Annotated in this window: 13 protein-coding genes; 6 read left to right on the top strand and 7 right to left on the bottom strand. The window is 67.2% G+C overall.

Annotated features, from left to right (window positions below; all coding sequences use genetic code 11):
* Positions 1–21: 21 nt before the first annotated feature.
* Together MK313_RS03905 and MK313_RS03900 are read left to right on the top strand one after the other, a co-directional pair.
* The gene (locus MK313_RS03905) at positions 22–513 is read left to right on the top strand and encodes a winged helix-turn-helix transcriptional regulator (protein ID WP_287780186.1); all 492 of its coding nucleotides are present in this window, start codon (positions 22–24) and stop codon (positions 511–513) included.
* Positions 510–1,847 (top strand): MATE family efflux transporter, encoded by a 1,338-nt coding sequence (locus MK313_RS03900; RefSeq protein WP_287780185.1) that lies wholly within the window; start codon positions 510–512, stop codon positions 1,845–1,847. The genes MK313_RS03905 and MK313_RS03900 overlap by 4 nt, the downstream gene beginning before the upstream one ends.
* Position 1,848: 1 nt before the next feature.
* Here the strand turns inward: MK313_RS03900 and mnmA are convergent, their stop codons facing one another.
* The 6 genes from mnmA to cysE form a co-directional block, all read right to left on the bottom strand.
* Complete coding sequence (mnmA, locus tag MK313_RS03895) at positions 1,849–2,982, bottom strand: tRNA 2-thiouridine(34) synthase MnmA (protein ID WP_287780184.1); 1,134 nt, start codon at positions 2,980–2,982, stop codon at positions 1,849–1,851.
* 234 nt (positions 2,983–3,216) lie between these two features.
* The gene (gene tenA, locus MK313_RS03890; protein ID WP_008942784.1) at positions 3,217–3,927 is read right to left on the bottom strand and encodes a thiaminase II; all 711 of its coding nucleotides are present in this window, start codon (positions 3,925–3,927) and stop codon (positions 3,217–3,219) included.
* A gap of 4 nt (positions 3,928–3,931) precedes the next feature.
* Positions 3,932–4,261, bottom strand: a complete 330-nt coding sequence (locus MK313_RS03885; RefSeq protein WP_121216886.1) for a ferredoxin family 2Fe-2S iron-sulfur cluster binding protein — start codon at positions 4,259–4,261, stop codon at positions 3,932–3,934.
* A 130-nt stretch (positions 4,262–4,391) separates the two neighbouring features.
* A complete protein-coding gene (locus tag MK313_RS03880) occupies positions 4,392–5,507 on the bottom strand; it encodes a cysteine desulfurase family protein (protein WP_287780183.1) in 1,116 nt (371 codons plus the stop codon).
* Between the two features lie 8 nt (positions 5,508–5,515).
* Positions 5,516–5,989, bottom strand: coding sequence for an Rrf2 family transcriptional regulator (locus MK313_RS03875; RefSeq protein WP_121216882.1), 474 nt, complete (start codon positions 5,987–5,989; stop codon positions 5,516–5,518).
* 12 nt (positions 5,990–6,001) lie between these two features.
* Complete coding sequence (gene cysE, locus MK313_RS03870; RefSeq protein WP_121219088.1) at positions 6,002–6,715, bottom strand: serine O-acetyltransferase; 714 nt, start codon at positions 6,713–6,715, stop codon at positions 6,002–6,004.
* A 213-nt stretch (positions 6,716–6,928) separates the two neighbouring features.
* Here cysE and MK313_RS03865 point away from each other — a divergent pair, with 213 nt between their 5' ends.
* Positions 6,929–7,579, top strand: coding sequence for an alpha/beta hydrolase (locus MK313_RS03865; protein WP_008942789.1), 651 nt, complete (start codon positions 6,929–6,931; stop codon positions 7,577–7,579).
* A gap of 6 nt (positions 7,580–7,585) precedes the next feature.
* On the opposite strand, the gene MK313_RS03860 is transcribed toward MK313_RS03865, so the two are convergent.
* A complete protein-coding gene (locus MK313_RS03860) occupies positions 7,586–8,674 on the bottom strand; it encodes an anhydro-N-acetylmuramic acid kinase (protein ID WP_287780182.1) in 1,089 nt (362 codons plus the stop codon).
* Positions 8,675–8,730: 56 nt separating this feature from the next.
* Here MK313_RS03860 and MK313_RS03855 point away from each other — a divergent pair, with 56 nt between their 5' ends.
* The 3 genes from MK313_RS03855 (at position 8,731) to MK313_RS03845 (ending at position 13,821) form a co-directional block, all read left to right on the top strand.
* Positions 8,731–10,053 (top strand): NAD(P)/FAD-dependent oxidoreductase, encoded by a 1,323-nt coding sequence (locus MK313_RS03855; RefSeq protein ID WP_202802334.1) that lies wholly within the window; start codon positions 8,731–8,733, stop codon positions 10,051–10,053.
* 225 nt (positions 10,054–10,278) lie between these two features.
* Positions 10,279–11,544, top strand: coding sequence for a tyrosine--tRNA ligase (tyrS, locus tag MK313_RS03850; protein WP_287780181.1), 1,266 nt, complete (start codon positions 10,279–10,281; stop codon positions 11,542–11,544).
* Positions 11,545–12,033: 489 nt separating this feature from the next.
* Positions 12,034–13,821: an N-acetylglutaminylglutamine amidotransferase gene (locus MK313_RS03845; protein WP_287780180.1), complete on the top strand. Its 1,788-nt coding sequence runs from the start codon at positions 12,034–12,036 to the stop codon at positions 13,819–13,821.
* Positions 13,822–13,846 lie beyond the last annotated feature (25 nt).

Raw genomic sequence — 13,846 nt, 5'->3', positions numbered from 1 at the left:
TATTGCAAGCTGGAGATGGCGATGGTCCGTACCGATTTTTCCCGCATGCGCTGTCCGGTCGCCCGCTCCATGGAGGTGCTGGGCGAACGCTGGGCCATTCTGGTGCTGCGCGAGGCCTATTACGGCACCACCCGATTCGACGATTTCCTGCGCCATCTCGGCATCGCCTCCAACATATTGAGCGCCCGCCTCGCCAAGCTGGTCGAGCATGGCGTGCTGGAGCGCGTGCCCTCGCCTGAGAAGGGCGTGCGCCACGAATACCGGCTGACCGAGAAGGGCCGCGACTTCTTCCCCGCCTATCTGGCGCTGAAGCGCTGGGGCGACCGCTGGATGGCCGGGCCGGAAGGGCCGGTGATCCGGCTGGTTGAGGCCGATACCGGCCGGGAAGTGGCCTCCCCGCCGCTGCTGGACAGTGCCGGCGCGCCGCTGACACTGGACAAGCTACGCGTGCTGCCCGGCCCCGGTGCCGGCCGGGCGATCCGCCAGCGGTTTGGCGCCGGTGAACAGGAATGACCGCGATCCCGGCAGCCGGCGCACCGGTCGAACCGATCCCCTCCATCCTGCGCCGTATTCAGAAGCTGGCGACGCCGACGGCACTGCTTGCCTTCCTGCAGATCGCCGCGCAATTGCTGGAAACCTGGATCGCCGCGCAGCAGGGTACGGCGGCGCTGGCCGGCTGGGCCGTGGTGCTGCCCTTCGCCCTGCTGATGCAGCAGATGTCGGCGGGCGCCATGGGTGGCGGCGTGGTCTCCGCCATCGCCCGCGCGCTCGGCGGCAACCGCGAGCAGGAGGCCTCCTCCCTGGTGCTGCACGCGGCGCTGATCGCCATCATCGGCGGCGGGCTGTTCGCGCTGCTGCTGGCAATCTTCCCGCGCGCCGTACTGGGGCTGATCGCCGGGCCGGTCGCGGCGGAGGCCGCCGCGCCTTACGCGATCTGGCTGTTCGGCGCGGGGGCCATTCCGCTATGGCTGGCCAACACGCTGGCCTCTGTGCTGCGCGGCGGCGGCCGGCACGGGCTGGCGGCGCGCGTGCTGACGCTGGGCTATATCGTCTATCCGCCGCTATCCTGGCTGCTGGCGGAGCCGCTGGGCATGGGGCTGGCCGGCATCGGCGCCGCCTTCGCGCTGGTGTTCTGGGCCTCCGCGCTGGCGATGATCGCGGTGGTGCTGCGCGGCGGGGCGGGCTTCACCCCCAGCCTTCGCATCCGCCCGTCGGGCACGCTGTTCACCCGTATCCTGTCAGTCGGGCTGGTGGCCTGCGCGCTGGCCTCCGTCGCCAATCTGACGACCATCCTCGTCACCGCGCAGATCGCGCATCACGGGCCGGCGGCGGTGGCTGCCTACGGCATCGCGGCGCGGCTGGAATTCCTGATGATCCCGCTGGCCTTCGGCGTCGGCTCGGCGCTGACCGCGCTGGTCGGCCGCGCCGTGGGCGCCGGCGACTGGCTGAACGGCCGGCGCATCGCCTGGACCGGCGGGCTGCTCGCATTCGCCCTGGCAAGCGCGGCGGGCCTCGCCGTGGCGCTGTTCCCGCACAGCTTCGCCGACGCCTTCAGCGACGATCCGGCGGTCATTGAAATCGCGACGCGCGGACTGGCCTATACCGGCTTCGCCTTCGGCGGCTTCGGCCTCGGCATGGCGCTCTATTTCGCCGCGATGGGTGCCGGGCGGATGCGCTGGGCGGTGATCGCCGCCTTCTCGCGCATCAGCATCGCGGTCGGCGGCGGCTGGCTGCTGGCCAATGTCGCCGGCATGGGGCTGGAGGGGTATTTCCTCGGCGTGGCGCTGGGTATCACCGCCTATGGGCTGGTGACCGCCATCGGCGTCAGGCCCGGCGTTTGGCGCTAACTCAGGCCGCCAGTGCCTGCTCCTCGCGCAGAATCCAGCCGCCGCCCAGCACGCGCTCGCCGCTGTCACGGTCATAGAACACGCAGGCCTGTCCCGGCGACACACCATATTGCGGATCATCGAAGCTGACGCTGGCGCCCGCCGGTGTCGCCCGCACCAGAGCCGGCACCGGCGCCATGGCGCTGCGCAGCTTCACCAGCACCGGCAGGCCTTCAGCCGGCGAAGGGGTCAACCAGTTCACCTCGGTCAGAGTGACGCCGGGCTTCGCCAGCGCCTCACGGGGGCCGACGACGACGCGATGTGCCTCCGGCTCGATGCGCACGACATAGAGCGCGTCGGTCGATTCCACGCGGCCGCCGATGCCCAGCCCCTTGCGCTGCCCGACCGTGTAATGGATGACGCCCTCATGGCGGCCCAGCACCGTGCCATCGACATGCACGATCTCGCCGACCTCCACCGCGCCGGGGCGCAGCTTCTGCACCACATCGCCATAGCGCCCGGTCGGCACGAAGCAGATATCCTGGCTGTCCGGCTTGTCGGCCACCTCCAGCCCGAAGCGCTGGGCGAGCGCGCGCACCGCCGGCTTTTCCATACCGCCCAGCGGGAAGCGCAGATAGTCCAGCTGATCCCCCGTTGTGGCGAACAGGAAATAGCTCTGGTCGCGGTTGGGATCGACGGCGCGGCGCAACTCCGGCCCTGCCGGCCCCATCGCGCGCTGCACGTAATGGCCAGTCGCCAGCACCTCGCCACCCAGCTCGCGCGCGGTCTGCAGCAGGTCGCGGAACTTGACGCGCTGATTGCAGCGCACGCAGGGGATCGGCGTCTCGCCGCGCAGATAGGCATCGGCGAAATCGTCGATCACCGCCTCGCGGAAGGCACTCTCGTAATCCAGCACATAATGCGGGATGCCCAGCCGGTCGCAGACCTGGCGGGCGTCGTAGATATCCTGCCCGGCGCAGCAGGCGCCCTTCTTCTGCAGCGCCATGCCGTGATCGTAGAGCTGCAGCGTGATGCCGATCACCTCATAGCCCTGCTCATGCAGCAGCGCCGCGGTGACGGAGCTGTCCACCCCGCCCGACATGGCAACGACCACGCGGGTATCCGCCGGCCGCTTATCGATCCCGAGAGAATTCATGGGCTGGAATATAGGCGATTTCGGCGGAAATGCACCGGGGTTCGTTTTTATCATCCGTCATTCCCGGAGCATCAAGAATCCCCTCTCCCCTGGAGGGAGAGGGTTGCGGAGCCTTATGAGCGAAGCGAATTAGGCGAGGCTGGGTGAGGGGGAACCGCATGGCTGGAGCCGTCCCCTCACCCGGTTCGCTTTGCTCACCACCCTCTCCCGCGAGGGGAGAGGGTTACAATTGCCCTACTCCCTCGCGTGCTCCAGCACGTCGAGGCCCATCTGCCAGAAACGCACTTCCAGGCGGGTTGCCTCGGTGAAGGTGCGGGACAGGCTGGGGATGCGGGCCTCAGTGCCGCGCTGGGCGAACAGCCGGTCCAGCGTGGCGACGGATTTACGGGCGACGGCGACATAATCGTCGCCGCCATAGGTCTCGATCCAGTCGCGGTAGGGGTTGCCCTCCAGCGTCGTGCGCGGGTCGGCCTTCAGCGCCAGCCCGATCTCGGCATAGCCGACGACGCAGGGCGCCAGCGCCACCTGAAGGTCGAGAATGTCGCCGGCCATGCCGCGTTCCAGCACATAGCGGGTATAGGCCATGCAGGCCGGGTCTTCCGGCAGCGCCACGACATCGGCCTCGCTCATCCCCCAGCCGGCGCAGTAGCGCAGATGCAGGGAGGTCTCGGCGAGGATATGGCCGACCGCATCATTGGCGGCGCGCATATCCTCCAGATTTTCCGACTTGTACACCGCCAGCGCATAGGCCCGCGCGAAATGGATCAGGAACAGGTAATCCTGGCCAAGATAATAGCGGAAGGCCGCCTCCGGCAGGGTGCCATCGCCCAAACCGCGCACGAAGCGGTGGTCGACATAGTCGCCCCAGTGCGGCTGGGCGGCCTCGCGCAGCCGGGCGAACAGGCTGCCCCGGGGGGCCAACTGCGGGGCGAGCGCTTCCGTCATCCGATCAGCCCATCATGTTGTTGGTGCCGGATGGCAGGCGGACGGTCAGCCCGTCCAGCTCCTCGGTCATGACGATCTGGCAGCCCAGCCGGGAGGTCTTGGTCAGGCCGAAGGCGAGGTCGAGCATGTCCTCCTCATCCTCGCTGGGCTCCTCCAGCCGGCCGAAATCGGCGGGATCGACGATGACATGGCAGGTCGAGCAGGCGAGCGAGCCCTCGCACGCGCCCTCGATATCGATGCCGTTGCGATGCGCGACCTCCAGCACGGAGAGACCGACCGGGGCCTCGACCTCGTGCCGCGTACCGTCGGGATCGATGAACACCATCTTCGGCATGCTGCCTTCCTCAAACTCGCTGTCGATTGTCACGAAAGAACGGGTGGGGTCTTCTGGACCGGGTGGGTTTATCAGCCACCCTAGATGGGTGCAATCCCCGCCATGGCAAGGCCAGTCACGAGGCCACATGTCACGAGGCCACCGCCATCGGCCGCAACCGACGGGCGGTCTGTGACCAGGCGGCAAGGAAAGCCTCCCCATCCGCCGCCGTGCTGGTCCAGCCGAAGCTGACGCGGATGGCGCCGCCGGCGACCTCCTGCGGAAGGCCCATCGCCGCCAGCACATGGGAGGCCGTGACCTTGCCGGAGGAACAGGCGGAACCGGCGCTGACCGCCACACCCGCTAGGTCCAGCGCCATGACGATATTCTCCGCCTTCACGCCGGGCAGCGCGATGCAGCTGGTGTTCGGCAGGCGCGGCATATCGCGCCCGACGATCACAGCCTGCGGCGTCGCCGCCATGACGCCCTCCTCCAGCGCATCGCGCCAGCCGGCCAGCGCCTGCAAGCGTTCGATATCCGCTGCCGCCGCCAGTGCCGCCGCACCGAAGCCGGCAATGCCCGGCAGATTCTCCGTGCCGCCGCGCAGCCGCCGTTCCTGGCCGCCGCCACGCTGGATCGCGGCAAGCTCCAGGCCGGGGCGGATATAGAGCGCGCCAACGCCCGGCGGGCCGCCGATCTTGTGGGCGGAAATGCTCAGCAGATCGACATCCAGCGCCGCCACATCGACGGGCAGCTTGCCGGCCGCCTGGATGGCATCGCAATGCACCAGCGCGCCATGGCGGTGCGCGATAGCGCGCGCCTCGGCCACCGGCTGCAGGATGCCGGTCTCGTTGTTCGCTAGCATCAGTGAGAGGATGGCAGGCCGGCTGTCGGCAGCCAGCATGCTGTCCAGCGCGTCTAGGTCGATAATGCCCTCCGGCGTTACCGGCACGGCTTCCGCCTGCGGATGCGCGGCACGCACCGAATCATGCTCGATGGCGGAATAGAGGATGCGCGGCCGGCCGCTGCCCAGCAGCGCCAGCGCGTTCGCCTCCGTGCCGCCGCTGGTGAAGATAAGGCGGGCGGCATCGGCATCGATCAGCGCTGCCACATCGCGGCGCGCCTGTTCCAGCCGCTTGCGGGCGGTGCGCCCGGCGGCATGGACGGAAGACGGGTTGCCGCCTTCCCGCAGTGCGTCGAGAACGGCCTCCATCGCCTCCGGCCGCACCGGTGTGGTGGCGTTATGGTCGAGATAGGTAATGGCCATGGTCTCGTCTATTCGGCGGCGGCGCCCATACCAGGCTTGCCCGCCATCGCAGCCGGGAAGATGGCGGGCCGCACCTGCCGCGTCACCACATCCTGCAGGCTGACGGAGCCGAGATAGAGATGGATCTGGTTGCCCAGCTCCTCCCACAGGTCATGGGTCGCGCAGCGGCTCTTGTTGCCCTTGCAGCCGGCCGGCGAGCCGGGGGCGCAGCGTGTTGCGCGGATCGGTTCATCCACCGCCAGGATGACATCGGACACCCGCGTCTCACCGGCCGGACGGGCCAGCAGATAGCCGCCGCCGGGGCCGCGCACGCTGCGCACCAGACCGCCACGCCGCAGCTTGGCGAACAGCTGTTCCAGATAGGAGAGCGAGATTTCCTGCCGTTCCGCGATATCGGCGAGTGCCACCGGCTGGCCCTCGCTGGTGGCCGCCAGATCGACCATCGCCATGACGGCATAGCGTCCCTTGGTGCTGAGCTTCATCGGCGCGTCTCCCTAATTACCGTCGCGGGAGGCCGCATGGCCCCGTCCGTTGCTGGCCTGCTTGGTCATTGTCGGAGGGCTGCCTTCCAGCTCCACGACACGAGCCTTCAGCGCCGTCACTTCCTGCAGCAGCCCGTCCAGCGCGCGCGCCACTGGGTCCGGCATGTCGCCCGCCGGCGTGCCATAGGCGCAGAACGCATCCTCCTGCTTCGACCGGCTGATCGCCACCTGGGCCGGAATGCCGACCACGGTGACACCCTCCGGCACATCCTTCAGCACCACGGCATTGGCGCCGACACGCGCGCCCTTGCCGACATTCAGCGGCCCCAGCACCTGCGCACCGGAGCCGACGATCACGCCGTCGCCCAGCGTCGGGTGGCGCTTGCCCTTGTGCAGCGAGGTGCCGCCCAGCGTGACGCCCTGATAGAGGGTGACATCGTCGCCGACCTCCGCCGTCTCGCCGATCACCACGCCCATGCCGTGATCGACGAAGAAGCGCCGGCCGATGGTCGCACCCGGATGAATCTCGATGCCGGTCAGCACACGGCCCAGATGCGACAGGAAGCGGCCCAGCAGCTTCCAGCCGCGCCGCCAGGCGGCATTGCCGAGGCGATAGAACAGCAGGGCATGAAAGCCCGGATAGCACAGCATGACCTCCAGCCGCGACTTCGCCGCCGGGTCGCGCGCCATGATGGCGTCGATGTCCTCACCGAGTTTCTTGAACATTGCCCACCCCAGCATGATATAGTCCCGGCCCGCCAAAGGATGCGCCGGGCCACGCGGCCGGCGCTGCCGGCCAGCGCACACTTAGTCGATATAGAATGTCCCAGTTACCCGATCAAGTATTGCGCACCGCTTTTACGGGAAACGGCGGCGCAAGACCGACTCTCGGAGTCGGTCTAATGCGGGCACCACGCATATGAGGAGAACGCAAGGCCCATGCCCGAAGTGATTTTCAACGGTCCGGAAGGACGGCTTGAGGGACGCTACCAGCACGGCACCCAGCCCAACGCGCCAATCGCGCTGATGCTGCATCCGCACCCGCAGCATGGCGGGACGATGAACAACAAGATTGTCTATTCGCTGTATCACAATTTCGCGCAGCGCGGCTTTTCGGTCCTGCGGTTCAACTTCCGGGGCGTCGGCCGCTCGCAGGGCGTCTATGACCGGGGCGAGGGCGAGCTGTCGGACGCCGCCTCGGCGCTGGACTGGCTACAGACCTACAATCCGAATGCCGGCCAGTGCTGGATCGCCGGCTTCTCCTTCGGCGCCTGGATCGGCATGCAGCTGCTGATGCGCCGGCCGGAGATCAGCGGCTTCATCTCGGTGGCGCCGCCGGCCAACATGTATGATTTCACCTTCCTTGCCCCCTGCCCGGCCTCCGGCCTCGTGGTGCAGGGTGCCGCCGACGACATCGTGCCGCAGGAATCGGTGAAGAAGCTGGTGGATAAGCTGTCACACCAGCGCGGTATCACCATCGACTACCGGCTGGTCGAGGGCGCCAACCATTTCTTCACCGGCCAGATCGAGGAGATGATCGGCCATGTCGATGATTACCTCGACAAGGCGCTGGTGAAGACCGAGGCCTGATAGCAATCAGGGTTTATGCAGCACCCCGCCCGGCAACGGGTGGGGGACGCCCGTGGTGCCGGGGAAGCTGAGCGGCAGCCCGGCAAGCGACCGCACCGCCAGATAGGCGAAGGCATGCGCCTCCAGCGCGTCGCCGTCCCAGCCCAGATCCTCTGTCGCCTGTACCGGCACGCCCAGCGCGGCGCGCAGGCCTGCCATGATGACCGGGTTGCGGCGGCCGCCGCCGGTGACGATCCAGCGCAGCGGCGGCTGCGGGAACCAGTCGGCGGCCTTTGCCACACAGACGATTGTCAGCGCCGTCAGCGTTGCCGCACCATCCTCCAGAGACAGCCCGTCGGCGAGGCTGGCGGAGAAATCGTCCCGGTCCAGAGACTTGGGCGACCGGCGCTGGAAATAGGGCCCTTCCAGCACCGTGTCGATGCGCACCCGGTCTGCCTTCCCCCGCGCCGCCAGCCTGCCATCCGCGTCATGCGTGGCGCCGGTATGGCGGTGGACCCAGTCATCGATCAGCGCATTGCCCGGCCCGGTATCGAAGGCCAGCAGATCGGTTTCGCCGCCGATCCAGGTCACATTGCCGACCCCGCCCAGATTCAGCATCGCCACCGGCCGGCCAAGCTGCGCCGTCAGTGCGGCGTGATAGGCCGGCGCGAAGGGCGCCCCCTCGCCGCCTGCCGCCACGTCGGCACTGCGGAAGTCATTCACCACCGGGATGCCGGTCAGCCGCGCCAGCAGCGCGCCATCGCCGATCTGCAGCGTCCGCCCCTTGCCGGGCTGGCCCTGTGCCGGCTGGTGCAGGATGGTCTGGCCGTGAAAGCCGACGACGTCGATCTCCGCCGCCTGCATGCCGGCCTCCGCCAGCAGCCGGGCAACCGCCTCGGCATGGCGCTCGGTCAGTTCCCGCTCCACCCCGGCGATATCGGCCCCTTCCGGCGCGCCCATCACGCCGCGCAGCCGCGCCCGGAAATCGGCGTCATAGGGCACGGTGAAGGCCGGCCCCAGCGTCTCGATCCGGTGCCCGTCGCTGGTCAGGATCGCGGCATCGATGCCATCCATCGAGGTGCCGCTCATCAGCCCGATTGCGGTCTTTACACTCATCTTCCCTGCCTTCCGCCCCGGAAACTCCAGCCCATCTAACGGGGCTGGCGGGCAGGATGCAAGCCGGCTTCCCGACCGGTCCGGCTTCGGTTAGTCTCGCCGCCATGACGCATGCCTATATCGACAGCTATTACAGCCGCACCCTGGCTGACACGACCCGCCGTCCATCCCTCGAAGGCGAGGTGGAGGCGGATGTCTGCGTCATCGGCGGCGGCATGGCCGGCCTTGCCACCGCGCTGGGGCTGGCGGAACGCGGCGTCACCAACGTCGTGGTGCTGGAAGGCAGGCAGGTCGGCTTCGGCGCCTCCGGGCGCAATGGCGGCTTCGTCTCGGCCGGCTATTCCCGTGGCCCCGCCGCGCTGGTGAAGAGCGTCGGCCTGGAGAATGCCAAGGCGCTCTATGGCCTGACGCAGGAGGCGATGGGCGTCATCCGCCGCCGGATCGGGCAGTACGACATGCCCTGCGGCCCGCTGGTGGACGGCAAGCTGAACATCTCCTGGTTCGACCGGCCGAAGGAGCTGAAGGCCAACATCGCCTTCATGAACGAGAATTTCGGTACGAGGATGGAGTTCTGGCCACGCGCCCGAATCCGCGACCTCTATCTGTCGAAGCGCTATTACGACGCGATCTACAACCCGGACGGCTTCCACTTCCATTCGCTGAACTTCACGCGCGGCACGGCGGCGGCGTCGGAGGGGCTGGGTGTCAGGATCTTCGAGGACAGCCCGGCGACCCGGCTGGACCTCGACGGCGACACCAAGCGCGTGCAGACGGCGCGCGGCACGGTGAAGGCCAGGCAGGTGGTGATCGCCACCAGCGGCTATCTGCACTGGCTGCTGCCGCGCTTGCGCTTTTCTATCCTGCCCATCGGCACCTATGTCATGCTGACCGAACCGCTGGGCGACCGGCTGAAGACCGCGATGCGCGGCAACCATGCCGTCTCCGACAGCCGCTTTGCGCCGGACTACTACCGCGCCCTGCCCGACAGCCGCATCCTGTGGGGCGGACGGATCAGCATGGCCACCAACCCGGCCAATCTCGACCGGCTGATGCTGGGCGACATGCTGAAGGTCTATCCGCAGCTGGCCGGCACGAAGGTGGAGGTCGCCTGGCCCGGCACCATGGGCTACACCACGCACAAGATGCCGCTGATCGGCGAGCTGAAGCCCGGCGTGTGGGTGAATACCTGCTTCGGCGGGCATGGCATGTGCTCCACCACGGCCGGCGGCGAGACGGTCGCCAAGGCCATCGCGCAGGGCGACGAGAGCTGGAAGCTGTTCCGCCCCTTCGGCCTCAGCTTCGCTGGCGGCCCCGTCGGACCGCTGGCCGCGCAGACCGTCTATTGGTACTGGCAGCTCCGCGACCTGATGAAGCGGTAGGGTTTAGCCCTTACTGTGTCATGCCCGGACCTGATCCGGGCATCCAGGGGCGGCGCTTTGCCTGAGGCGTTTCGGCTTGTGGCCCTGGATTGCCGGGTCAAGCCCGGCAATGACAGCTTTGCAGTATCGTTTGGTGACCCACCACTGCCTCCCCGATTGTCGCGGTGCGCAAGCCTGTGCTACATCCCGCGTCCGACAGAAACCCCTGATTTGCCGAGTGGCGCCATGACCAGCCCTACCGCGACCCCGAAGTCCGATTTCCTGCGCACCATCGTCGGGCGCGGCTATATGCACCAGTGCACCGACATCGAGGCGCTGGACGGCGTGATGGCACAGGGTAAGCCGGTGCCGGCCTATATCGGCTTCGACGCCACGGCGGACAGCCTGCATGTCGGCTCGCTGGTGCAGATCATGATGCTGCGCCAGCTGCAGAAGACCGGCCACAAGCCGGTCGTGCTGATGGGCGGCGGCACCTCCAAGATCGGCGATCCCTCCTTCCGCGACGAGGCGCGCAAGCTGCTGTCCGACGAGGACATCCAGCGCAACCTCGACGGCATCAAGCGGGTGTTCGGCAAGTACCTCACCTTCGGCGACGGCCCAACCGACGCGGTGATGGTCAACAATGCCGACTGGCTGGACAAGCTGGAATACATCCCGTTCCTGCGGGATTACGGCCGGCATTTCTCGATCAACCGGATGCTGAGCTTCGAGTCGGTGAAGATCCGCCTGGACCGCGAGCAGTCGCTGAGCTTCCTCGAATTCAACTACATGATCCTGCAGGCCTACGATTTCGTGGAGCTGTGGCGGCGCGGCGGCGTGCAGCTGCAGATGGGCGGCTCCGACCAGTGGGGCAACATCGTGAACGGCATCGAGCTGGGCCGCCGGGTCGAGGATGCCAGCCTGTTTGGTCTGACCAGCCCGCTGATCACCACGGCGTCCGGTGCCAAGATGGGCAAGACCGCCAATGGCGCGGTCTGGCTGAATGACGACCGGCTGTCGCCCTACGATTTCTGGCAGTTCTGGCGCAACACCGAGGATGCCGATGTCGGCCGCTTCCTGCGCCTGTTCACCGAACTGCCGCTCGACGAGATCGCCCGGCTGGAAGCCCTGGAAGGGGCGGAGATCAACGAGGCGAAGAAGGTGCTGGCCTTCGAGGCAACGAAGCTCTGCCACGGCGCGGATGCCGCGAACGAGGCCGCCGAGACCGCGCGCCGCACCTTCGAGGAAGGCGCCACTGCCGAAGGCCTGCCGACGGTGGAAATCCCGCAGGCGCAGCTGGCCGCTGGCCTGCCCGCCTATGAGGCACTGCGGATTGCCGGCCTTGCGGCCTCTAATGGCGAGGCTCGCCGGCTCATCAAGGGCGGCGGCGCCCGGCTGAACGATGCGGTGATCGCCGACGAGAACGCCGCCCTCTCCCCCGCTGACCTGGCCGATGGCGTGCTGAAGCTGTCCGCCGGCAAGAAGCGCCACACCCTGCTGAAGCCGGTGTGAGGGAGGCTCCCCTTCTTTCGCCCCCTTTCTCTTTCGTCATGATCGGGCTTGACCTGCCCGGCACAGAAAGGGCTCTTTCTCCCATCGTCACCCTCGGGCTTGACCCGAGGGTCCAGAGTAGCGGCGCCGTACGCTGGATGGTCGGATCAAGTCCGACCATGACGATCAGATAATATCTCTCCTACAATCATTCGATAAAATTCAATATTTTCCTTGAATTGAGCGATTACCTACCTAGGTAATGTAACAGGCAGCGCTGCGCCGTGGTGAAATCCTCCACAGCACAGGGCCGCATCGCCCGATCCCTTCGATCACAATCGACCAATCCATTACTCCATGAAAAATCGATGACGGACGCAGAAATGCGGGTTCCGGCGGTTATCATTTTGTCTCTGCCAAGGCATACTGACTGTAATATTGACGGTCTTGCGAACCTTGCCTCCCGTCATCCGTTTCAAGGACACGAAACCAAGAACGGAGAACAGATAGATGTGCGGCATTGCCGGTGAAATCCGGTTCGACGATCACCCCGCTTCCAGCGCCGCGATTGCGGCGATGACCGACCGGATGGCCCCGCGCGGGCCGGATGGCGAGGGATTGTTCCTGCAAGGACGGGTGGCGCTGGGCCACCGGCGGCTGAAGATCATCGACCTCACCGAGCGCGCACAGCAGCCGATGGTGGATAACGGCCTTGGCCTCACGGTCGTCTTCAACGGCATCATCTATAATTACCGGGAGCTGATGGCCGAACTGGAGGCCAAGGGCTACCGCTTCTTCTCCACCGGCGACACCGAGGTGGTGCTGAAGGCCTTCCACGCCTGGGGGCCGGACTGCGTGTCGCGCTTCCACGGCATGTTCGCCTTCGCCGTTACCGAACGCGACAGCGGCCGCGTGACGCTGGCGCGCGACCGGCTGGGCATCAAGCCGCTCTATTATGCCGAGACGCCGGGCAGCTTCCGCTTCGCTTCCTCCCTGCCGGCGCTGCTGGCGGCCGGGCGTGCAGCGGGCGAGCCGGTCGATACCGACATCGACCCGGTGGCGCTGCATCATTACATGAGCTTCCACGCCGTCGTGCCGGCGCCCTACACCATCCTGAAGGGCGTGCGCAAGCTGCCGCCGGCGACGCTGATGATCATCGAGCCGGATGGTGCGCGCAAGCAGCACTGCTACTGGCGGCCCAGCTTCACGCGCCGCGCCGAGGAGGCCAATCTCAGCTTCGAGGACTGGCAGGAAAAGACGCTGGACGCGCTGACCACGGCGGTGAAGCGCCGGCTGGTTGCCGACGTGCCGGTCGGCGTGCTGCTGTCCGGCGGGCTGGATTCCAGCCTGGTGGTCGGGCTGCTGGCCAATCTGGGGCAGCAGGATCTGAAGACCTTCTCCATCGGCTTCGAGACGGTCGGCGAGGAGCGCGGCGACGAGTTCCAGTATTCCGACATCGTGGCGAAGCATTTCGGCACCGACCATCACCAGCTGTTCGTCGATTCCAGCCGCGCTCTGCCGGAGCTGCAGAACTGCATCGCCGCCATGGCGGAACCGATGGTCAGCCACGACGCCATCGGCTTCTATCTTCTGTCCCAGGAGGTGGCGAAGCATGTGAAGGTGGTGCAGAGCGGCCAGGGCGCCGACGAGGTGTTCGCCGGCTATCACTGGTACCCGCCGCTGATGAACAGCAACGCGGCGGTGGAGGATTACGCCCGCGTCTTCTGCGACCGTACCCATGCGGAATTCGGCAAGGCGGTCGATCCGCGCTTCGTCGATGGCGACCACAGCCGCGCCTTCATCGCCGAGCATTTCGGCATGGCCGGCGCCGATACGGCGGTGGACAAGGCGCTGCGCCTCGACACCACCATCATGCTGGTCGATGACCCGGTGAAGCGCGTCGACAACATGACCATGGCCTGGGGTCTGGAGGCGCGCGTGCCCTTCCTGGACCATGAGCTGGTGGAGCTGGCCGCCCGCATTCCGCCGGAGATGAAGGTGGAAGGCGACGGCAAGTATGTGCTGAAGGAAGCCGCCCGCAAGGTCATCCCGAAGGAGGTGATCGACCGGCCGAAGGGCTATTTCCCGGTGCCGGCGCTGAAATATCTGCGCGGGCCGTTCCTGGAGATGGTGCGCGACGCGCTGACCTCGCAGGCCGCGCGCGACCGCAAGCTGTTCAACCCGGACTATGTCGAGACCTTGCTGAAGGACCCAGACGCGCATCTGACGCCGCTGCGTGGCTCCAAGCTGTGGCAGTGCGCGCTGCTGGAACTCTGGCTGCAGCAGAACCAGGCGTAAGCCCGCTTCCGCGAGGGAGGACAAG

It is taken from the genome of Oceanibaculum sp. (assembly GCF_022449305.1).
GTDB classification, from domain to species: domain Bacteria; phylum Pseudomonadota; class Alphaproteobacteria; order Oceanibaculales; family Oceanibaculaceae; genus Oceanibaculum; species Oceanibaculum indicum.
This window is presented reverse-complemented; position numbering and strand designations above follow the sequence as displayed.